This is a genomic window from Paenibacillus phytohabitans (assembly GCF_013141775.1).
Classification (GTDB): domain Bacteria; phylum Bacillota; class Bacilli; order Paenibacillales; family Paenibacillaceae; genus Paenibacillus_AQ; species Paenibacillus_AQ phytohabitans.
This window is the reverse complement of the sequence record NZ_WHOB01000069.1, coordinates 159,455-181,885: the sequence shown is the minus strand read 5'-3', so window position 1 is coordinate 181,885 and position 22,431 is coordinate 159,455. Positions and strand designations below refer to the sequence as shown.

The window sequence follows — 22,431 nt, the reverse complement described above, 5'->3', positions numbered from 1 at the left end:
CGTTGTAGTCTGCACCATTATTCAGTATTTATGCATAATAATCCCTTAATTTCGTATAAAAAAGAGTCAGACAGAGCTCTCTAGAAGGAGTTCTTGCCTGACTCTTCAGTTGTATGCTTTATTAAGCCCGTTCCTGTATCCACCGGCACATCCGGGTGACTACATCTTTCATTACTACAGGTTTGCTTATGAAATCTGATGCTCCTGCAGTCAGACACCGTTCACGGTCTTCCTTCATAGTCTTGGCTGAAATCGCAATGATCGGAAGCTCTGTGAGTAATAGTTCCTCCCGGATAATCGATAAGGTATCGTAGCCATCGAGATTCGGCATCATGATGTCAAGCAATACAATATCCAAGTCAGGCTGTTCTCTGACCATCTGCAGACACTCGTAACCTGTCTGGGCAGTGAGGATATTCATTTCATAAGGCTCCAGGCCCTTCTGCAGTGCAAAAATATTACGTGCATCATCATCTACAATCAGCACAGTTCTGCCCTGAAGCTTCTGGAACTCCTTTTCAAACAGTAAATCCTTGCTGTTAACCTGCGTCTCACGCCCGGCAGACTCTGCCTGTTCAGACGCTGCTGCAGCCTGGGTCTGCCCCAGGAGGCTATCTGGCTCTTCCCCGCTGTCCAGCTCACGGCATGGAAGATAGAGCGTGAACGTGCTGCCTGCACCCTCTTCACTCTCCAGACTGATATGTCCGCCCAGCAGCTTAGCCAACTGTAGCGAGATGGATAGCCCTAATCCGGTTCCTCCGAATCTGCGCGCAGTCGTCCCGTCAGCCTGACGGAAGGCCTCAAAGATCAGTTCGCGGTTCTCCGCCGAAATGCCGATACCCGTATCTTTTACAGCAAAGGACAGTAAGGATTCATTCAAGGCGTAATTCATATCCGAGTAGGAATCCAGCTTGTGGACATCGACAGAGACTGAACCATGCTGTGTGAATTTGAATGCATTGGATAGCAGATTACGCAGGATCTGGTGCATCCTCATTTCATCGGTGAAGAACAGATCAGGAACCCCCGCGCCAATGTTCACCTCAAATTCTAAATTCCTTCCCTCAGCGAGCTTACCGAAATAACCCTGCAGCAGGGACGGCAGCTCTGTAAGATTAACGGCATCCATTTCCACCAGCATTTTGCCGGCCTCCACCTTGGAGAGATCAAGAATATCATTAATCATACTCAGCAAATCACTGCCGGAATTGTAAATCACAGAGGCGTACCCCTGTTCTTCTTCTGTCAATGTATGATTGCGGTTCTCCGTAAGCAGCTGTGAGAGAATCAGCATGCTATTGAGCGGTGTGCGCAGTTCGTGTGACATATTGGCCAGAAACTCCGATTTATAGCGGGAGCTTAGCTCAAGCTGTTCATTGTACCGCTCCAGCTCTATTGCTGCGTTCTCTGCCACAGACTTCTGATCCTCAAGCTCCTTATTCACTGTCAGCAATTCACTGGTCTGGTTCTGCAGCTCCTCAGTCTGTACCTGAAGCTCCTCCGACTGCACCTGCAGCTCTTCGGATTGCACCTGCAGTTCTTCATTCATAACCTGTGAATCATGCAGGAGCTTCTGAATCTCCATCCGGGTCATCACGGAATTGACGGTCACGCCCATCATTTGCAGCAATTCATTCAGCAGCTCGAAATGATAAGGCGCCCACCGGGTAAGCGCAGCAACCTCCAGCACCGCTACCGTCTTGTTCTCAAAAACAATCGGAGCAATAACCGCAAACCGCGGAGCCGTCCTGCCCAGCCCGGAAGAGATATAAACATAATCCTCCGGCAGATGCTCGATAATGTTAACCCGCTGATCCAATGCGCACTGGCCAATCAAACCCGCTCCAGGCTGAACGAGATCTCCGCTTAAACGGGCTTCTTTGTTCTCGGCTCCAGCATAGGAGTACATCCGCTCAAAAAGCTCATCCCGGTTAAGCACAAATATAGTGGCGTACTGCATTTCCAGCATCAGCGACAGGCGGTTGATAAAGATCCGGCACAAAGCAGCCATATCCGTCGTTTCCTGCAGTGCAATGGACATCGAAGTAAGCTGTTCACTGTTCCACTGATCCCGCTGCACAGTGTCCAGCAGGCCATTGGTCGCTTCTCCCAATTCATAGATCTCGTCGAACGTCTTCACTTTGATTCGCTCTGACTTATTCCCTCCGCTGGCTATTTCGTTAATGGCCCGGATCACACTGTGCAAAGGATTCACAATGCTGGCTGAGAGCAGATAGGTAATGAGTGAGGCTAATAAGGCAACGAGACCCCAAAGAATGTACATCGTAATGAGCAGCTTATGGTTGCTGTCTTTAAGATTGCTTATACGCTCATTGGTAAGCGTGCGTTCAATATCGCGGAAGTAATCGGATTGCGAGCGAATCGCATCGATTACAATTTTACCTGCGTCATTGCGAAAAAAAGCACTTACAGTCTCATTCTGGCCATTCCGCTTCAGATCAACCACATATTGGCCGGCCTCATCGATCCATTTCTCAATATTATCTGAAATGTTATTCAGGTTCCCCACTTGCTCCGGATTATCTATAATCAGACCGTTTAGCTTCGCGAAATTAATCCGCCACTCTACAAGACCGTTGTTATATGGCTCCAGGTAAGACTCGTCCCCGGTAAGGGCGTATCCCCTTTGCCCGGTCTCCATATCCAGTACATTTTTTTCAATTTGATATGTAAGTTCATGAACCTCGATATCATGGTCACTCAGAAACACGGTTTCTTTCTCCAGGCTGGTAATCCTGTTGGAGACGATAACCAGAAACAGTCCCAGCATTAATAAAATGATGACATATCCAAGTGCGATTTTGCCACGGATCTTCAAGCTCCACGCATGCTTCTCCGGCAATGGTCCAACCCCCATCTTGCGTTATAATATACTGCATTCCCTATAATTGTAAAGGCTGGAGTGAAGGTTAACAAGTAGACCGGTTTCCCGGTGTGCAGCCCTACAAATATCCTTCTGTGCGCGGTAATCTGTCCTTGAGCTGCCGTACATTGGCTTCCAGTTTAATAATAATTTCTTCCAAATCCAGCGGATCGATCCCTTTGATAACCGGAGCAGGTGCTGTTGCTGCCTTGGTCTCGGCCTTCAACTCCTTCATTTCAATCTGCTGCTCCTGCCACTTGTCCATCAGATCGGCAATGGTAGCATAGAACCGCTCATAATCCTTAATTACACTATCCAGAAACGTATCCACTTCCTCGGCATCGTAACCGCGAAGCTTCATGCTGAATTCCTTCTCATGAATAGTAAGTGCATCCAGAGTAATTCCGAGCTGGCTGAACAGCTTTCTTTGCTTGTCCAACCGGCGTTTCATATGTTCGTCCATTTAAGTAACCTCCAAAGTTATGCTGCATTCATCCGGCAGTAATTATTATAACAGGGTGAAAGCAACCTGAAAACATCACTAAAGTTGCATTTCAGCAGAACGGAGCCTGCTGATTGCACTCTGGGACAATAGGGTAAGGAAAGATTACAACAGTATAACCACTACGTACACCCGAAAGGAAGATGACCCGATGAGCCACTTAACAAAATCAGAGTTGACTAAGCTCCAGCAGCTACTTGAGGAGCGCAGAACAGAACTGGAACAGCATTTCTCCAGCAATGGGGCTGAAGACAGCCTGCTGGGCGATTCACTCACACTCTCTACGGGAGAACTCTCTTCTGTCGATAACCACCCTGCCGATACAGGAACCGAAACGTTTGAACGCAGCCGCGACCTGTCCATCAACACTTCACTATCCGAAGAATTAACCGATATCGAAGCTGCCCTTCAGCGGATCGAAGACGGTACTTATGGAATCTGTGAAATCAGCAAGCAAGAGATTCCTTATGAACGTCTTGAAGCCATCCCCTACACCCGTTACGCCGTTGAGTATGCACCGTCCAGCCGGAATTCAGACGTGCGTCCCGTGGAAGAAGAAGTCATGACTCCGCCGCCTTCCGGCGCGGGCCAGGGACGGCAGGAGCATAGCGGGAGATTCGATGACGCCGGAGCATGGGAAGCTGTCGAGGATTACGGCAGTGCAAGCTCACCTGTCACCCCTCCGGGTCAGGATACTGAAGAAGAGGATTCCTGAGCTACGGGCGGAATGACGGATCAATAGATTAGCTTCAGAAGTTGTCTGCTACTGCCTTATTCAGTATCCCCAGACAGCGGTCCAGATCAGTCTTCACCTGTTTTTTGTACAGCTTGGCCTTCTCCTCCCCGTCAGCAGTGAAATGGTATAGGACAATCTCCTGAAAATCGACTTTGGGATCACTGCCCTTTAGCTGCTTCGTGCGGTAAAGTATCCCCTGCTGCACTAATTCATGCAGCGCCCGGTAAATTTCACTTTGGGGAGGAGAATACCCATACGCTTTGAAATCCCTCCGCAGATCCTCCAGCATCTGATAACCGTACCCTTTGTGCTGTTCCACCATCGTAATCAGATATACCTTTATAAACGCCCGCTGGGCAATCATAAACGCCATAGGACACCTCCTGGGTGTTTTTTTGATATGGATTGTTTGATATGGATTGTTTGATAGATTTGTTTGATATGATTTCTTTGATAGGGTTGTTTACAGTTTGTTTTAACTTACTTGTATCCCTAGTATAAGCCCTATTTCCCATCATTCACAACAAGTAATGCCCAAGTAAAAATTCAGGATATCGGAAGGGTTTGAATTAAAGGTTCCTTTTTCCGGTTCGAAAAGTTTGATAGGTACGTGGCTAGTTTGGTTTAAGGAATATGGGTAGGTAGGTACGCGGTGGTATTTTTTTGTATTGCTATTGTGAATTTTTCATGTGTTGAATTCGCAGAATGTCTGGGGTCAGTGCGGCCAATTGCCCTTGCTTGCTCAAGCGGACTGAGAAATCGTTATTTCGCTGAAAACCCACTTTATAAGGCTGAAACGGACTGAGATTCCGTTATCTTGTTCATTTGAGTGTAAATCGGGGCATTTCAGAATGCTTAACGGAATCTCAGTCCGCATCCCCCTGTATTTAGCCAGAATTAACAGGTTAGCGGAATCTCAGTCCGCATTACATGTGGATTAGTCATGAAGAGACCGCCAAAATCAGGGTGACGAAATATACAATTGGTCAGTTCCATCTTGATCCCCTACTGACTGGACTTATTCATTATGATTTTTTCATTTGGGAGTTTATTTATAGTGATCTATTATTGAGCATCTAAAAAAGTAAATATAGATGTTGAGTTTGTTTAATTTTATCAAACTATTATGAATTTTTCACATAGTGATATTATATCAACAGGATTTTTGGTTTGTTCTTTGGTCTTCTGTTGATCTTCTACTGGTGTTCTGTTGGTCTTCTGCTGGTCTTCTGCTGGTGTTCTGTTGGTCTACTACTGGTCTACCACTGGTCTTCTGCTGGTCTTCTGTTGGTCTACTACTGGTCTACCACTGGTCTTCTGCTGGTCTACATTGAGTTATTTTATCCATCTGATTTCGTCCTTCTTTTATTTCATTTGTTTTTGTCTATGTGCTATTTTGGTCGGTTTTTATTTTTGTGTTTTAATTAGCCGGGTTTAGTTTGTGTGTGTTCTTGGTCTGTTTTTCTTGGTCTTCTGCCCCTCTTTTCTTGGTCTTCTATTGGTCTTCTATTGGTCTTCTATTGGTCTTCTATTCCTCTTTTGTTGCTCTGTTGTTGCTCTTTTATTGATCCTCTGCTGCTCTTCTGCTGCTCTATATTGAATTGTTTTATCCATCTGATTCCGTCCTTCCTTTTATTTCATTTGTTTTTGTTTGTGTGCTTTTTTGGTCAGTTTTTGTTTGTGTGTTACTTAGCCGGTTTTAGTTTGTGTGTTTTTCTCATCGGATTTTCTTTGTATGTCTTTCTCGTCTGCTTCCCTTGTCTGTTTGTATTCTTTGTTTCTTTCTTTGTTTGTTACTTTACTTCTTTTTAATGCTGGAGTTTCTAATGTGAATTTTTCATGTATTGAAATTTCACTTCTCTCTACAGGATTTATTGTTGTAAATGCAACATAAATCATGTACTATTTTTTTACCCCCTGTGAAATAATATTGCGGGCTGCAGCAGACACGGCAAGATTACCCGAACCGAACAAGTCCTCAATGTTGTACAAATTGCAACCTATATGTATTGATCCAAGGTAATTCGTAAGGATTGTTGTATGAAATACAAGAATCGACCACGCATAGCGGCTCAAACACAGGGAAATGCTGCTTTTTCTACAACAATTTTCGAATATACTCGATATTCTGCCGGAAATGATGTATTTCGTGCAGGATTTTAGTCAGTGTCGTTAGTCTCTGAAGTTCAGGTTATACAGGGTAGTTATAATAACGGAAGAATGTTTGAGATAAGGAGGAATCATAAATGAGTATAACTATAACAAAATGCTCGCCCGGCGATTTGGGCTTACTTCAAGAAATTAGTGTTGAGACCTTCAGGGATACATTTGAGCATCAAAATTCTGCGGAAGTTATGCAAGCCTATTTAGAGAAAGCTTTTAACCTGGAGCAATTAAATATCGAGTTATCTAATACCGCTTCTGAATTCTATTTCATCTATTCTAAAGGGGAGCTTGCCGGGTACTTGAAGGTAAACACGAATGAGGCCCAATCTGAATATATGGGTAACCATTCGCTTGAAATTGAGCGGATCTATATCAGGAGACCCTTTCACAAACAGGGACTTGGAAAATATCTGATAAATAAAGCCATAGCAATTGCGGTAGAGCGGAATATCGAGAAAATTTGGCTCGGCGTGTGGGAACGAAACGGGAGTGCGATTGCTTTTTATACAAAAATGGGGTTTGTCCAGACGGGGACGCACTCTTTCTATATGGGCGATGAGGAACAGACGGATTATATAATGACGAAAAAGCTTATTTAGCTTAACCCTGACATGGCCTTACTCTGCAAAAAGGTAACCTCTGGATAAAAGCAATAAGGACTGCCTCAGGCCAACATCTCCTGATAGGCAGTCCTTACTTTCATTCATCATTTATGATCATGTTCAGGCCAATTTGCTCATTTAGAATTTGTCGCGGTTATAGAGATCCGGATCGCTGTCGGCGTTCATCGCACCTCTGTTGCCCAGCGTGTTACCGACCCTCGTATCCTCAGGAATAATATCGGGATTCGTAGGTCCGCGGTCTGCCAGCGTGCTGTTTACGGTATTGTCTGCATAGAGGCTGTCGTAACGGCTTGCATTAAGGGAACGGTTGCCCCGGAAAACATTATGGATATCCCTGCCGCGACCGTTGTCGTCAACGAGGACGAGGATTTTGCCGCTGTCCACGTATCCTTCGTAATCACGCGCTTCATCCTCCGGAATGCCGAGTCCGATTAATCCGCCCACGAGTCCGCCTGCACCTGCGCCGATTGCAGCACCTGTTAAAGTGGCTACAATGGGACCTGCTGCAAGGATCGGTCCTATCCCCGGGATAGCGAGTGCGCCGATTCCTGCAAGTAATCCGGTGATTCCGCCGACTACGCCCCCGGTTGCCGCTCCTGTTGCTACGCCTTCCGGCGCCATCGTTCCTGTATCCTCGGAAATGCTTTTTAAATCATCACGATCCCGTGTAATTACTGAAATATCGTCGTTAGTGAACCCTTGACTCTGTAAACTTTCAATTGCTCTGGTCGCTTCTTGTTCTGTATCGAATACACCTACGATTTTATCTGTCACTTGAAGCCCTCCTTCGAAATTGTCGTTCGCTATTGTATTACCCGTTCACAGGTGTGCCAAACAGCGATTCCAATTCTTTGCGGGCTAATTTGCGTTAATATGCAAAAATGTTTATTTCGACGGACGGGTGCGGTTGGTTGGAATAGCCTGCAGCGGATCATCCGGCCAGTAGTGCTTGGGGTAGCGGCCTTTCAAATCTTTTTTGACCTCAAAATAAGTGCCCTGCCAGAAGCTGGCCAGGTCTGAGGTCACCTGCATCGGTCTTCTGGCCGGAGACAACAGATGCAGCAGCACCGGAATCTTCCCTCCGCCAATCCTCGGCGTATCGGTCTGCCCGAACATTTCCTGCAGCCTCACGGCCAATACCGGAGATCCCGGATTGCTGTAATCCAGTGGAATACGCGACCCGCTAGGCACGGTAATATGTGTGGGCGCTTCTCTATTCAGCGTCTGCCTGCTGTTCCAGTCCAGCATATTCTCCAAAGCCTGCGTCAGATTCACACGCTGCAGATCGCGCAGATTGCGCATTCCATGGATATACGGGGCCAGCCACTCGTCCAGGGTATCGCATAGCGCAGCATCGGACATATCCGGAAAGTCCGCCCGCAAGGCATGAAGGAAGCCCATCCGCTGGCGAAGCTGGATAGTTCCCTTGTCCCACGGCAGCCGTTCCAGCCCTTCTGCAGCAATCACTTTCAGCAGTACGTGTTCCGTCTCTTCTGCGGTTGCGCGTTCATGCGTCGTCTCCTTCAGGATGAGTGCGCCCAGCCGGGTTACTCTGCGCGCCTTCACGCTTCCGCTCTCGCTGTCCCAGTAGACTTCGCGCTCTTCAAGAAGGCTGTCCGCATGATGCTTCAGCAGATCCTGCTCGGAGAGCTCTGCGGCAAGCATGATCCGGCTCTGCCCGGCACGGTCATCCACGCCGGGCGCCACAATATAGGGCGAGCGCGCCAGCGGCTGGCCCTCGCGCATCGCCGCCCCCCGGCCGCCGGAGAGGAGAAACGCGCCATCGCCGCGTTTTTGCCCGATGCGGTCGGGATAGGCGAACGACAACAGCAGCCCGCTGAGGCTGATGTTGTCAGGCGGTCCGCCCGGCGCTGCCTGCAGCTGCGCCAGGAAGTTCCGGCTCTCGCGCTGCACCGCGCGCAAGATCGCCGGGTCCGCTCCGCCGCCGGCAGCGGAGCTTCCGGACCCGAGCAGCGCCTCCACGCGCAGCGTGAGGTCGCTGCTTAGTGCCGCGGGACCCTTGAAAAGGTCCCGCTCCTGCAGCAGCGCCGCGAGCAGTGCCGCGAGCGGCGCCGCTGCTAGGTCTGCCGCGCGCAGCAGCATGTGCGCGATGCGCGGGTGCGCGCCGAGCGCGGCCATGCTGCGGCCGTGCGGCGTAATGGCGCCGCCGGCGTCCAGCGCGCCGAGCTGGCGCAGCAGCGCCGTGGCCTGCGCGTAAGGCGCGGCAGGCGGCGCATCGAGCCAGGCGAGCGCTCCGGGCTCCGGCACGCCCCACAGCGCCAGCTCCAGGGCAAGCTGCGCCAGGTCGGTCTCCATAATCTCCGGTACGTTATCGTCCGGAAGGCGGTCATGCTCCTCACGGCTCCATAGCCGGTAGCACACGCCCGGCGCCGTGCGGCCGGCCCGGCCGCGCCGCTGATCCGCCGAGGCCTTCGAGACCGGCACCGTGGTCAGCCGCGGCATGCCGGTGCGCGGAGAGAATACCTGGGTCCGTCTTAGACCCGTGTCAATCACCGTGCGCACACCTTCAATCGTCAGACTGGTCTCAGCGATGGATGTCGCCAGAACGACCTTGCGTTCTCCCGGTACAGCCGCTGCGACCGCTGCATCCTGCATCTGCTGCGGCAGCTGACCGTAGAGCGGACGCAGCACAGTTCCCTCCGGAAGACCTCCGGAGGCCAGCTCCTGCTCCGTCCGGCGGATCTCCCGTTCGCCCGGCAGGAAGACCAGTACATCCCCCGGCTGCTCGGCAAGTGCCCGGCGCACGGCAGCCGCCGCCGCTATCTCGGGATAGATCTTGTCGGGGCCCGGTACATACACCGTTTCAACCGGATACGTCCGTCCCGGACAATTGACTACCGGCGCCCCGCCAAGCAGAGCCGATACCCGCTCACCATCCAGTGTCGCCGACATCACCAGAATGCGCAGATCCTCCCTCAGCACACTCTGCGCTTCGAGCGTCAGCGCCAGCCCCAGATCAGCATGCAGGCTCCGCTCATGAAATTCATCGAAAATCACGAGTCCGACATCACCAAGTGCAGGATCGCTTTGCAGCATTCTAGTTAGTACGCCTTCTGTAACAACAACAATACGCGTATTCCTGCCGACCCTGGTATCCATCCGCATCCGGTATCCGACCGTCTGACCGACACTTTCCCCGAGACAGGAAGCCATATAAGCCGCCGCCGAGCGGGCTGCCAGACGTCTGGGCTCCAGCATGAGAATGGTTTTTCCGGCCAGCCAAGGCTCGTCCAAAAAAGCCGGAGGCGTCCCTGTGGTCTTACCCGCTCCCGGCTCGGCGATCAGTATTGCCGCAGTAGTATCTGTAAGTATTCTTTTCAGGTCAGGGAGCACCTGCATAATTGGAAGCTGCTTCATTTCATCTCTCCATCATCCGCTACAAATTAGGTATAATTGGAATTAACATACTTTAATCAGCTATATCCATTTCATTATCATGGGCGAAACCGTCCCGGATATCAAGGAGTTCAGCTCAAATTAAGATTATAAACTGCCTGCGGACTCACACATGACGGCTTGTTTGAATTGGAGGTTGTCCTTTACCGGAGACTCTGGCTCAAGTTTTAACTGTAATTTGTACAACTATAACGGGCTATTTCTGCCTTAGAGCCGGTTTAATTGCACTCTCTACACTTATTAAATTCTCTTATGCCGTAAAAGAACAATTCTCCTATTTTTAGTTGTACAGAATGCATTTATCCCGGATCATCCGCTTCATCTCCGTCTTTTAACTGCAGGAAATACAACTATCTGCTAACGCTCTGTATTATTGTCTGCACTATAAGAGCTCACGGTACAACCCTCTGCTGTACAGACTATGTATATTTTAAGCTCCACCTATGTACACAGAGAAACAGCCCCCAGTTCTTCAAACCGGAGGCTGCTCCTACATATTCCCTACTCGTCCATTCCTTCAAGGTGCTGCCGGATCTTATCGCCGTATTCCATATAAGCCGCACTGCCGTCCAATCCGCGCTCCTGCAGCAGAACCTGCAGACGCAGGCGCTTGAGGGACAGCCTGGATTCCAGCTCCTTGCGTTCGCCGCTATCGCTGTTCCCGCTGCGATGGCAGGCGGCCAGCAATTCTTCCAGGGTTACACACTCCGCACGCAGAGAGACTTCTTCGGGCAGCAGCCCTGCATTCTTCATGATCTTGTAGGACATCCGCAGATCCTCAGGCACTCCCGAGAGATCCTCCAGTTCCAGCGGCTTGCCATGCCCCGGCAGATTAGCAAACTCCCCGCTGCGCATGGCCTCCTGAATTCTCTGTTCTGCAAGCCAAGATAATATAGCCATACACACCGCTCCATTCGCCAGCACCTGCTGTTTGCCCTTATTTTAGCACAGGCACTAATGAAATTCATTCCCGGTTTACCTTCTCCTTATGATAACCCCGTTCCCCGTAAGGAGATAGCTGCTCCAGCCATTTGGTCTCCAGCTCCGGCAGCATTTTGCGGTATTTCTTCAGTTCCTGTACATCTGCCACGAAATCTTCTTCAGGCTTAATCTGCTCCAATACCTCAAAACGGAATCCGGCCTCACCATATTTATTCCAATCGGCCTGCAGCTCCTTGTTGTCGTGGTTGTTGATATCCAGCATGAACTTATGCTTGTTCCAGACTCCGTCGAGATTCAGGCTGCTTCCTACATACGCTTTGTCATTGCCGGTGTTTACAATTCTGTATACCCCCATCGGCCTGTGCGAGTGCGCATAATTATATCCCAGCTCTTTGCGTCTTGATTTGTCCATTTTCTTGTCTCTCCTTCTTATCTGCGTTAGCCTATCTATTCTTGCATTAGCTACCGCTATAATTTCACCCAGTAGCTGCTTCCGTCCTCTTCGCGGTTCAGCAGTCCGTAATCGATCAGGTAGCGCCGCAGCGTCACATAATCGGAATAAGCCGATTCCAGCACGGCGTTAATTTCTTTCTCACTGTACTGGCGTCCCGTCTCGAAACGCTGGATCAAATGCCGCAGAATTGCCGCTTTGCGTTTCTGTTTCTTCGGGAACTCTGATAAAGGGCCGTCCAGGCCCTGTTTGAAATAGGCACCCAAGATCTCGCTATTCTCCTGTTCAGTAATGGCGAACCGTTCATCAACCATCACAGCCGTACGCGGAATACTGACAAAAGGGGATGAAGCCCCCGGCTTCTCTTCGGCCAGCTCCATTACAGCCAGGAACAGCCTAGCCTGCTTCACCTTCTCCCTAAGGGTGAACCGGTGATTGCGGACGGTGGACGTGCTGCCGATTCCCAGCTCTTTGGCAGCCTCAGCGTCACTGAGACTTTGACGGAAGGCCTGCAGCAGACCCTTCTGCAGCTCCGTTAATCCGGTCAGCTTCTTATCCAGCGTAAGCAGCCAAGTGAACATCCCCCCATGCGTGCTCTCTACATGCAGGGCTGCGAACCTCTCAGCTTCATAGAATTTGTCCCCATCCTTATAAATAATACCCTTCTCGAACTGCTCACCGCAGACCAGACAATGGAACACAGCCAGGTGTCCGTCACCTTCACACGTGTAGCCCTTCTTCAATTCTGCAATAGAAGCATTCCAGAATTTCTCCGAAATCCGGATCGCTTCATTTCCTTCCGACAACTAGATCACCACATTCTTTGTTTGTTTTTATATAGACATAATATCATTACGTTTGTTATTTTACAACCATCTAATTAGATTGTTTTTTAAAGAACAAAAACACCGCCAATCATGGCAGTGTCTCTGGAAACAGGCTGTGGTTATTTGATTAACCGTTCTATAGTGAATCCGAGGCTTGCTTCAGCAAGGAGGACAGCAGTTCATAATCGACAGTCTTGCCCTCCGTTAGCTTGGTTGTCAGACGGTCTCCGCTTCCCGCTTCGAATTGCCCTTCAGGTACCTCCAGCGCTGCTGCATTGAATATAGAGAAGCTTACCCAGCCTTTGGCGGTGGAGATTACAGCTGCATATTTCCCGTTTTTGAGAAAATGCGGTTTGCCATACTGAATCCGTTCCGTCACGTCAGGGACCGTTTCGTGAATCACTTGACGCAACTTAGAGCATATCTCCGCTTGCCAGGGTACTTTGATTTGAGCAATGAAATTTGTAACCTCTTCGTTCATGGAATCACCTTTTTCTGGAGGATGTGATGCAGGGTCTTACGGTTTGGCTATAGCAGCAATATCCCGGTTCTCCACAATATCACGGTCATGGCCCCGGCTCACAATATGAATCATGGCCAGTCCCATTTCCTGCAGAGTTACAGCATACCCCGGAAATAAGGCGCGAAGCACGGGGTACATCCATCCAATAGCATAATAATATTTATGTGTGCGGGTCAAGCCCGGAGTAGGCCGGATAAACCCCGGACGAAAGAAGTAGGTTCCCCGGAACGGCAGCTTGCGCAGATCATTCTCCGTCTTGCCCTTCACTCTTGCCCACATACTGCGCCCTTGTTCTGTACTATCCGTTCCCGATCCGGTCACATAGCAGAAGACCATGTCCGGATTCACGGCAGACAGCTGCCGGGCAACATGCATCGTAAGATCATAGGTCAGCCTGCGGTATTCCTCTTCCTTCAACCCGACCGATGATACCCCTAGGCAGAAGTAACAAGCATTATAGCCCGCAAGTTTCCCGCTGATGCTGCTGAGATCATAGAAATTCTCATGGATTATTTCGGTTACTTTAGGATGCGAAATGCCGGAGGGACGACGGTTGATCAGCAGTATCTGTTCCACCTGAGGATGCGTAAGGCATTCATGCAGCACGCCTTCACCCACCATACCGGTAGAACCGGTAATTATTGTACGGATTTTGCCTCCTGCTGTTACAGGTTGGGATGATCTCATATATTCGCCTGCTTTCTGTGTAACTATTAGCTCTAACCGCTCTGCGTCATATCTTATCAATCCGCGGCAAAATCTGCAGAAGTGCTAAGCGCCTCCCAGCGTAAGGTTTCGGCCAGCTTGGCCTGATCGATCTCCTTGGCCATCCCTACAGCATCACTGCCCAACAGCAGACGGAGCGGCGGATGGGCCTTTTCCACAATCGCCAGCATTGCCTGCGCCGCTCTGGCCGGATCTCCGGGTTCTTGTCCTGTGCGGCTCCGTACATGCTTCAGCAGTTGACCTACTGTGTCCTTATACGGTTCTCCGGGTTCTACATGACTCATGGAAGGCCTCGCCCAGTCTGTGCGGAATCCCCCCGGTTCAACAATAGTTACCTTGATTCCCAGCGGGGCAGCCTCTTTGGCGAGTACTTCCGAGAAGCCCTCCACCCCCCATTTTGCCGATTGATACGCCGCGAGTCCCGGAGCCCCTGCACGTCCGCCGATAGAGGATATCTGCAGAAAATGCCCGCTTCCCTGCTCTCGCAGAACAGGCAGCGCTGCCTTGGTGACATGGATGACCCCCCATAGATTTGTCTCCATCTGTGCCCGGAAATCATCCAGAGAAGTCTCTTCGATTGCAGAGATATTACCATATCCCGCATTATTTACAACAACGTCCAGACGCCCGAACCGTTCAACTGCAGCTGCGATAGCCGCCTCTGTCTCCCCCGGATCAGTCACATCCAGTGTAACCGCGAATATTTGCCCGCCGTAACGTTCTTCCAGATCCGCAAGCTGCTGCGGATTGCGGGCCGTAGCCACAAGTTTATCCCCATTAGCCAATACAGCCTCAGCAAGGGCACGGCCTAATCCGCGCGAGCTTCCGGTAATGAACCATACTTTTGACATATCCTTTAACCTCTTTCTCTTATTTATTAAACGATCGTTCGTTCTTTTATAATCAAAAAAAGAAATCATCAAGCCTTAATCGCATCCCAGCTAAGCTTGATAATCTCCGAAAGCCTGTCCTCGTTAAATTCGCCGTTTCCTTTGAAATGCTCCTTGGCCAGGGCGGTGACAGGGAAATAACAATAGGTCAACAGCAGACTGGCGTCAAGCTGCTTCAGCACGCCCTGCTGCTTCCCGCGCCCGATATAATCATGCAGGGGCTTGAACATCAGCGCCATACTCTCATCAAGGCATAATTTCGCAAGCAGCGGAGAATTGCTGAACTGCTCCAGGAACAGGAAATAATCCCGGTTCTCCAGTAAGAAATCACGCAGATTCCTCATCATAACCGCCATTCCCTGCTGCACCGGCTGATCGGCCTCAAGTCCGTGTACCATATTCAGGCTCATCTTCTCTTTCACACGGGTATACAGCTTGCCGAGCATGTCCTCCTTATTCGCAAAATAAACGTAAATTGTTGACGGTGACACCTGGGCACGCTTCGCAATCTTGGACATTGAAGTGTCGGAGAATCCGATCTCATTCAACAGCTCCAGGGTTGCCTGAAAAATAGCTTCACTTTTATTCTCATCTTTATGTCTCATGAGGCTATAATAAACGATCATTCGATTATCGTCAAGCCGGCATAAAATAACCCTGTCCAGATCATGCGGATCTTGGGACAAGGTTATTTTCTACAATCTATTTATACAAGCTACTCAAGATAATAATGACTCCGCTCCATCAATAACAATCTGTGCACCGGTAATGTGGATCGACTCATCCGAGGCCAGGAACGCCACCAGATCAGCCACATTCTCAGGTTTACCCGGACCGTCTGCGAGCGGCTGTGCACCTTCGGGGAATTCAATCGGAATCACAATCGATTCCACATCCTCATTGAACTCTGTGCTTTCATCGATATTCGTGGATATTGCTCCCGGGCAAATGACATTCACGCGGATTTTGAACTTGGCCAGCTCCAGTGCGGCCATCTTCGCAAACGCCACTTGGCCTGCCTTGGTAGTACTGTATGGTGACCAGCCGAAGCTGGCGAATCTGCTGTTGCCGTTAATCGAGCTGGTGATAATGATGCTGCCTTTGCCTTTTTCCTTCAGGTGGGGAATACTGTATTTCAGCGTCAGGAAGGTACCGGTCAGATTAACTGAAATGGTTTTCTCCCAATCACTCAGGCTCAGCTCCTCAATCGGACCGACTGCTCCGTTAATGCCGGCATTCGCGAAGACAATATCCAGCCCACCGAAATGCTCAACTGTCCTGCGCACCGCTTCTTCCATCCGGACGGCATCCGAAGTATCCACATCAATGGCTAATGCGCAGTCTTTGCGCAGCTTGTTCAGCTTCTGCTCCAGGATCGAGGTACGTTCATTCACCAGATCGAATAAGGCCACATTCGCACCTTCGCGTGCCATCTGAATCGCAGCCGCTCTGCCGATCCCCGAGCCCGCACCTGTAATTATGGCTGTTTTCCCGAGAAAACGCTGTTTTTTAGCTATATTTGGGCTCATATGTACACTCTCCTTCCGTATCGTCCATCTTCATGTGAATGGCTCTGTTTCAAGATTACCCATTTGAGCCTGGATTATAATCATTTTATGCAAAAATTGCACAAAACTTGTGCAACTTGCACAGGTTAATCACACAATCACAATAAGAAAGGACCCCACCATTGTGAGGCCCCGCCTGTTGTCTTTAATTATCCAGCCGCCGGACATCCACTTTAACAGTAAGGGTGCCCGCTACCCCTCGGTAGACGCCTTTGACCGGAACAATATCCTTGTAATCCCGTCCATGTCCAAGCTTGATATACCGCCAGCTGACTTCAACATTATTAGTCGGATCGAAGCCCAGCCAGCCCGTTCCCGGAATGTGGGTCTCTACCCAGGCATGCGAGGCCTGCTCGAAATTAGCATTGCCTCCCTGCAGATCGCCGACAAAATGATACCCGCTCACGTAACGCGACGGCAGCCCTACACTGCGGCAGACGGCAATCATCAGATGCGCATAATCCTGACAGACCCCGCGTTTGAGCTTCAGCGCTTTTTTGACCGTTGTGTTTACGCTGGTCGCTTCAGGGTCATACGTGAACTGTTCATAGATCGTTGAGGAGAGCTTCTTGGTCCACTCATACATATCCTCGGCTTCCTCAAAAGGATGCTGTGAAGCAAACTCCACCAGCTCAGGTGTCACCTCGGTATACCTTGTCGGCAGAATAAACTCCACATACCGGTTCTGGAACTTCTCGTCATTAAGCAGCTTTACCTGCTCCTCCAGCGGGATATGCGGCAGGTCCGCACCCTGGGCCTTGTCAAGCGTCACCACCGTCGCTTTGGTATGAATCACCATCTCGGTATGCGGCTTGTTCACTGAATAGGCATGGACGCGGTTGCCGAAGAAATCTTCATAGGTCAACAGATTGGCCGGCGGATGCACCTCCACCTCATGATGGTAACAGGATTGGCGGTAATTGGTGCGCGGCGTCAGTCTGACCTCATTGACACTGTCCGTCACCGGCTCCGAATAAGTGTAGGTTGTCGTGTGATTGATTTGGATCTTCATACCGAGACTCCTTCACGGCGAAAAAATGCACCCTCCATCGTTTTGCCGAGCTTCTGGCAGGATAACATCAGGGCCTGCAGAACATCCTCGACCAAGTCACCGGACATTTCTTCCTTCTCCATATAGTCCAGCTCGGCTTTGATCTTCCCCGCCTGGCGGATGACCTTCTCATGTCCCGAGCCCTTCTCGGAGCTATCCAGCTCCAGCTTAGCCAGATGCTCCTCCAGCTTATGGAAGGAGAATCTTATGGAACGCGGGAAATGCGGATTTACAATCAGGAATTCCAAAATGCACTCCGGTGACATATCATCCGCGTAATACCGGCGGAATGCCTGATACCCGCTCACCGATTTCAGCACCGCTTGCAACTGCGTATAGATCGAATTGATGTCCTTCGATTTGCAGGATACCGTTACTGCCTGAAGAATACGCGTTGTATTCTCGGCCCGTTCCAGGAACCGGCCGCTTTCAATGAAATGCCATTCGTTGCCGCGAAGCATCACCGACTGTTCTGCTCCGAGGAACATGGCGGCGCGTTCTTTGATCTGCTGATAGAACTGGTGGGGGCTGTTCATAATATCTGCTACTGACTGCTCGCCAAGCCACAGATTGAAGCTGTTGGCTATATCCCACAGCTCACTGGGCAAATGCTGGCGCAGGGTGCGCAGATTGTTCCTGGCCTGATGCACGCAGGAGAATAATGAATTCGTATTACCGAGATCCAGTGTAATGAAGGACAGCACATCCTGCTCGCCGAAGCTCTCGAACTGCTGCAGATATTCATTCCGGACACCAAGCGCATCAATCAGCCTCGACCACTTATGGCCCTCCGCCTGGAAATCCTCTTCCTGCTGAATATGATAATGCACATCGATCAGCCTTGCATGATTCTCGGCCCGTTCTATATACCGGCCAATCCAGAATAAAGCCTCCGCATTGCGATTCAGCATCGTAGCCACCCTTTCACCTTACATATTGATGCTGCATTATTGGTGAATCCATATTACGCTAGGCCATTACCCAAGTGTCCTTCACTCCGCCGCCTTGTGATGAGTTCACGACCAGCGAGCCTTCGCGCATCGCCACCCGGGTAAGACCGCCTGGAATCACATGGGGCTTGCGGTCAGCCCCCATTAGCACGAATGCTCTAAGATCAATATGGCGCGGCGCCATGGACGCCCCCGACAATACCGGTGCACGGGAGAGCGACATTATGGGCTGGGCGATATACCGCTCCGGTTCCGCCAGAATCTTAAGCCGGAAATCCACCAGATCCTGCTTGGTCGCCTCGCTTCCGATCAGCATGCCGTATCCGCCGGAGAGTGAGGTCTCCTTCACTACCATTTCGGACAGATTATCCAGCACGTACTGCCGCTCCTGCGGCCGGGATAACAGGTATGTCGGAACATTGCCCAGAATCGGTTCTTCATTGAGATAATAACGGATCATATCCGGCACATACACATACATGGCCTTGTCATCTGCAACGCCGGTTCCTGGTGCATTGGCAATTGCGATATTCCCGGCACGATAGGCATTCATTAAGCCGGCAACCCCAAGCAGTGAGCTGGGCTGAAAAGCCAAAGGATCGATGAAATCATCATCCAGACGGCGGTACAGTACATCCACGCGGCGCAGGCCATTCATTTCCTTCAGGTAGATCTTGTGGTCCTGGGCTACCAGATCCCGTCCTTCTACCAGGTGGATCCCCATTTGCTGAGCTAGAAAAGCATGCTCGTAATACGCGGAGTTATATTCACCAGGGGTCAGCAGAGCGATCACCGGATCTTTGGTGCGTGAAGGGGAAAGGCTACGCAGTACCGACAGGAACCGGTTCAAACTGTGATCCACATCGCGGATCGAGCTGGCGAACGATAATTCGGGAAAGAGCTGGTTCATAAGGGATCTGCCTTTGAATAGATAGGAGAAGCCGGAAGGCGTACGCAAGTTATCTTCAAGCACATAATACTCACCGTCATGATGGCGGATCAGGTCGATCCCCGAGGTAGTAACGTACGCACCGCCAGGGACCCGAAGTCCAGTCATTTCCGGCCGGAAATAGCAGTTGGATATAATCATCCGCCGGGGTACAATCCCGTCCTTCACGATATATTGCTCATGGTAAATATCATGAATGAACAGGTTAAGTGCTGTAATCCGCTGCACAATGCCGGCTTCTAGCCGCTCCCATTCTGCCTTTGGAATGATCCGTGGAATCATGTCGAAGGGAATTGTCCGCTCCATCGGTTGATCCTGTGCCGGGTTGTAGAGTGTAAAAGTAATGCCTTCTTCCATCATCCGACGCTGCATCAGCTTCTGCTTGCCTTGCAGCTCTTCGGGGCTCATCCCGGAAAACATGCGGTTCACATGCTTGTAATGAGGCCGGATACTCCGTTCATCGGCATACATTTCGTCGTAAAAATGCTGCAATGGATACGGAGCTACACCGGGCAAAGGATCTAGTTTGGACATGAGCCCGACTCCTCTCGGATCAGTGTGGTGTGTAAAGTTTGTTGACAAATTAGCTTAATTTTTAGGAATTTATCATGAAAATATTAAATACTAACTTCATAATACGTAAATGATAATGTTCATGTCAATATATATAACAGCAAAATGGAGTTTATGAACCATCCCGCATGATTGGAATCGCTTCCTTTCTCTTAAAGGTGCCTTGGAGGCGTGCTAATGGGAATCATACATCAAATTGTATGCAGGAGCGCTGACAAGCAGTACTATTATGAATTTTTCATATGATGTTATTTTATAGTGTTTTTGGTAAAACAACAGCCGTTCCTTCTATTTAAAAGTGGGCGGGCCGCTTCATGACTTAAAAAAGCGGGTTCGATCGCTTCATGACTTAAAGAAGTGAGTGGGGCTGCTTCATGCCCATCACCTATGATGCGGACTGAAATTCAGCTATTCTTGCAAATTCCGGTGATTTGCGGAGCATTCGGACTGAGAATCCCTTATATGACTTCTGACGCCTCATTTTCAGCTCAAATGAACAGGATAACGGAATCTCAGTCCGCTTCACTATCAAAAAGCGGTTTTTTCAGGAAATAAGCTCCTCTCAGTCCGCTCCTCATACTGACTGCAGCTGCAGCTTCCTCTAACCTTACACTGACATCTACACTTTCACTCTCACCTTTACCTTTACCTTTACCTTCCACTTCCACTTCCACTTCCACTTCCACTTCCACTTCCCCCATGAAACTGGTTCTTCGTATGCTAAACTTCCTTATTTCCGGATTTCCAGATTTCCAGATTTCCAGATTCAACTATGCCTTTTTCACAATTCATGCAGTCTATAGTTTCCCATACGAACAAAATCACCCTAACGGGTGAATCAGCCTGAGCTATGCGGCCTGTACAGCTGATGTAGATTTTAAGCCATCTCACATTGCTCTATTCTGATTGCTTCCAGGGCAGAATCTGTTGAAATCGAGTGCACTAATGCTCTTCATTTTTGCCTGTCGCCCACTTTTGGCGGATTCAGGGGCACTTTTGCCCCTCATTCCTGCCTGCCGCCCACTTTTGGCGGATTCAGGGGCACTTTTGTCCCTCATTCCTACCTGCCGGCCACTTTTGGCGGATTCAGGGGCACTTTTGCCCCTCATTCCTGCCTGCCGCCTACTTTTGGCGGATTCAGGGGCACTTTTGCCCCTCATTCCTGCCTGCCGCCCACTTTTGGCGGATTCAGGGGCACTTTTGCCCCTCATTCCCGCCTCCGCTCACTTTCAGCTGAATCAGAGGGATTTATCCCTTTAATTTCCTCCTACCGCCCACTTTCGCCGGAATCAGAGGGATTTATCCCTTTGATTTCCTCCTGCCTCCCACTTTCAGCGGAATCAAAGGGATTTATCCCTTTGATTTTCCAAGCCTCCGACTTCCGGGGATTCTGTGGAATTCCGGATACAAGAACACATTCGTCCTTCAGACGGACCTGCTCCTATTTCCAGAGAAGCTTATCCACAACTGACGAATATCGTAATTTCCTATACAACCAAAAAGCCCCCAGGGCATTTTCGCCCTGGAGGCCTTATAGATTACGTTCATACTGGTGGAGCAGGAGTTGAGACCCGGATATTACGCTTGTCCTTCGGTCTCTTCCTCTTCGGAGATCATGCCTGCGAACAGGGCATGCACGAACTGGTCGGAATCAAACGGCTGGAGGTCTTCCATCTTCTCGCCCAGACCCACCAGCTTCACCGGGAGATTCATCTCCTGGCGGATGGCTACTACAATTCCGCCCTTCGCGGTGCCGTCCAGCTTGGTCAGCACCAGCCCGGTCACGCCGCTCTTCTCTCCAAACAGCTTGGCCTGGCTCAGTGCATTCTGGCCGGTCGTTGCATCCAGCACCATCAGTACCTCATGCGGGGCACTCGGTATTTCGCGCTGAATGACCCGGAAGATTTTGTTCAGCTCTTCCATCAGATTGCTCTTGTTCTGCAGTCTGCCGGCGGTATCGCAGATCAGTACGTCTACGTTACGCTGCTTGGCAGCCTGTACCGCATCGAACATAACAGCTGCCGGGTCAGAACCTGCCTGCTGCTTGATCACATCCACGCCAGCGCGCTGGCCCCAGACCTCGAGCTGTTCAATTGCCCCCGCACGGAAAGTATCGCCTGCCGCCAGCAGTACTTTCTTGCCTTCCTGCTTATAACGGTGCGCCAGCTTGCCGATCGTTGTAGTCTTACCGACCCCGTTCACGCCGACGAACAGAATCACTGTAATGCCGTCCGGATTCTCGTTCAGACTGTTATCGTCATCTCCGCGCAGCAGCTCCATCAGCTTGCGGGAGAGAATCGGCTGCAGCTCTGCAGCATCCTCGATCCGCTTCTGCTTCACTTCGACGCGAAGCTCTTCTACCAGATTCATTACTGTATTGACGCCAACATCGGCACCGATCAGAATCTCCTCCAGCTCTTCATAGAATTCTTCATCTATCTTTTTGCGGCGGATGATCAGATCAGAGACCTTCTCAACGAAGCCCTTGCGGGTCTTCTCCAGGCCGTCGCGGAATTGTTTCGTTACACTTTCCGTTTTGCCGGAGATGCTTTCTTTCAGTTTCTTAAAAAAGCTCATATTGTTCCTCCTAAAAGTTTGTGAGCATTAACTTCATTGATTGGCTTCGAACAAACTCGCTTCGTAAGCATCTGCC

General features: G+C 50.1%; 21 protein-coding genes. 2 read left to right on the top strand and 19 right to left on the bottom strand.

What is annotated here, in order from left to right:
* Positions 1-121: 121 nt before the first annotated feature.
* The gene (locus GC101_RS24180) at positions 122-2,863 is read right to left on the bottom strand and encodes a CHASE3 domain-containing protein (protein ID WP_171719344.1); all 2,742 of its coding nucleotides are present in this window, start codon (positions 2,861-2,863) and stop codon (positions 122-124) included.
* Between the two features lie 100 nt (positions 2,864-2,963).
* Positions 2,964-3,347: a DivIVA domain-containing protein gene (locus GC101_RS24175; protein ID WP_042136936.1), complete on the bottom strand. Its 384-nt coding sequence runs from the start codon at positions 3,345-3,347 to the stop codon at positions 2,964-2,966.
* A gap of 190 nt (positions 3,348-3,537) precedes the next feature.
* On the opposite strand from GC101_RS24175, the gene GC101_RS24170 reads away from it, so the two are divergent.
* Positions 3,538-4,101, top strand: a complete 564-nt coding sequence (locus GC101_RS24170; RefSeq protein WP_171719343.1) for a TraR/DksA C4-type zinc finger protein — start codon at positions 3,538-3,540, stop codon at positions 4,099-4,101.
* Between the two features lie 34 nt (positions 4,102-4,135).
* On the opposite strand, the gene GC101_RS24165 is transcribed toward GC101_RS24170, so the two are convergent.
* Both GC101_RS24165 and GC101_RS24160 read right to left on the bottom strand, forming a co-directional pair.
* Entirely contained in the window at positions 4,136-4,495 is a 360-nt protein-coding gene (locus GC101_RS24165) for a replication termination protein (protein WP_039292873.1), read from the bottom strand.
* A gap of 1,316 nt (positions 4,496-5,811) precedes the next feature.
* Positions 5,812-6,021: a hypothetical protein gene (locus tag GC101_RS24160; RefSeq protein WP_171719342.1), complete on the bottom strand. Its 210-nt coding sequence runs from the start codon at positions 6,019-6,021 to the stop codon at positions 5,812-5,814.
* Between the two features lie 347 nt (positions 6,022-6,368).
* Between GC101_RS24160 and paiA the strand changes: the two genes are divergently transcribed.
* Positions 6,369-6,887, top strand: coding sequence for a spermidine/spermine N(1)-acetyltransferase (gene paiA / locus GC101_RS24155; RefSeq protein WP_171719341.1), 519 nt, complete (start codon positions 6,369-6,371; stop codon positions 6,885-6,887).
* A 141-nt stretch (positions 6,888-7,028) separates the two neighbouring features.
* Here the strand turns inward: paiA and GC101_RS24150 are convergent, their stop codons facing one another.
* From GC101_RS24150 to ftsY, 15 genes are all read right to left on the bottom strand, one after another.
* Complete coding sequence (locus GC101_RS24150) at positions 7,029-7,685, bottom strand: general stress protein (RefSeq protein ID WP_171719340.1); 657 nt, start codon at positions 7,683-7,685, stop codon at positions 7,029-7,031.
* A 111-nt stretch (positions 7,686-7,796) separates the two neighbouring features.
* Positions 7,797-10,289 (bottom strand): ATP-dependent helicase HrpB, encoded by a 2,493-nt coding sequence (gene hrpB / locus GC101_RS24145; RefSeq protein WP_171719339.1) that lies wholly within the window; start codon positions 10,287-10,289, stop codon positions 7,797-7,799.
* A 540-nt stretch (positions 10,290-10,829) separates the two neighbouring features.
* Positions 10,830-11,228: a DnaJ family domain-containing protein gene (locus GC101_RS24140; protein ID WP_171719338.1), complete on the bottom strand. Its 399-nt coding sequence runs from the start codon at positions 11,226-11,228 to the stop codon at positions 10,830-10,832.
* Between the two features lie 64 nt (positions 11,229-11,292).
* On the bottom strand, positions 11,293-11,682 hold the full coding sequence (locus tag GC101_RS24135) for a GIY-YIG nuclease family protein (RefSeq protein ID WP_171719337.1): 390 nt from the start codon (positions 11,680-11,682) through the stop codon (positions 11,293-11,295).
* 56 nt (positions 11,683-11,738) lie between these two features.
* Positions 11,739-12,506, bottom strand: coding sequence for a DUF2087 domain-containing protein (locus tag GC101_RS24130; protein ID WP_171719648.1), 768 nt, complete (start codon positions 12,504-12,506; stop codon positions 11,739-11,741).
* A gap of 178 nt (positions 12,507-12,684) precedes the next feature.
* Complete coding sequence (locus GC101_RS24125) at positions 12,685-13,029, bottom strand: DUF1801 domain-containing protein (protein WP_076244898.1); 345 nt, start codon at positions 13,027-13,029, stop codon at positions 12,685-12,687.
* 36 nt (positions 13,030-13,065) lie between these two features.
* Positions 13,066-13,758 carry a Rossmann-fold NAD(P)-binding domain-containing protein gene (locus GC101_RS24120; protein ID WP_076244896.1) on the bottom strand — a complete coding sequence of 231 codons (693 nt, stop codon included), beginning with the start codon at positions 13,756-13,758 and terminating at the stop codon, positions 13,066-13,068.
* 56 nt (positions 13,759-13,814) lie between these two features.
* Positions 13,815-14,648, bottom strand: coding sequence for an oxidoreductase (locus GC101_RS24115; protein ID WP_171719336.1), 834 nt, complete (start codon positions 14,646-14,648; stop codon positions 13,815-13,817).
* 68 nt (positions 14,649-14,716) lie between these two features.
* Entirely contained in the window at positions 14,717-15,313 is a 597-nt protein-coding gene (locus tag GC101_RS24110) for a TetR/AcrR family transcriptional regulator (protein WP_246354488.1), read from the bottom strand.
* A gap of 93 nt (positions 15,314-15,406) precedes the next feature.
* Positions 15,407-16,216 carry an SDR family oxidoreductase gene (locus tag GC101_RS24105; RefSeq protein ID WP_042136926.1) on the bottom strand — a complete coding sequence of 270 codons (810 nt, stop codon included), beginning with the start codon at positions 16,214-16,216 and terminating at the stop codon, positions 15,407-15,409.
* Between the two features lie 184 nt (positions 16,217-16,400).
* Entirely contained in the window at positions 16,401-17,267 is an 867-nt protein-coding gene (locus tag GC101_RS24100) for a transglutaminase family protein (RefSeq protein ID WP_039307438.1), read from the bottom strand.
* Positions 17,264-18,217, bottom strand: a complete 954-nt coding sequence (locus GC101_RS24095) for an alpha-E domain-containing protein (RefSeq protein ID WP_171719335.1) — start codon at positions 18,215-18,217, stop codon at positions 17,264-17,266. Before GC101_RS24095 ends, GC101_RS24100 begins: the two co-directional genes overlap by 4 nt.
* A gap of 58 nt (positions 18,218-18,275) precedes the next feature.
* Positions 18,276-19,739, bottom strand: a complete 1,464-nt coding sequence (locus tag GC101_RS24090; RefSeq protein ID WP_042136925.1) for a circularly permuted type 2 ATP-grasp protein — start codon at positions 19,737-19,739, stop codon at positions 18,276-18,278.
* 551 nt (positions 19,740-20,290) lie between these two features.
* Entirely contained in the window at positions 20,291-20,464 is a 174-nt protein-coding gene (locus GC101_RS24085; protein WP_171719334.1) for a hypothetical protein, read from the bottom strand.
* Between the two features lie 892 nt (positions 20,465-21,356).
* Positions 21,357-22,355: a signal recognition particle-docking protein FtsY gene (gene ftsY, locus GC101_RS24080; RefSeq protein WP_171719333.1), complete on the bottom strand. Its 999-nt coding sequence runs from the start codon at positions 22,353-22,355 to the stop codon at positions 21,357-21,359.
* Positions 22,356-22,431: the final 76 nt, after the last annotated feature.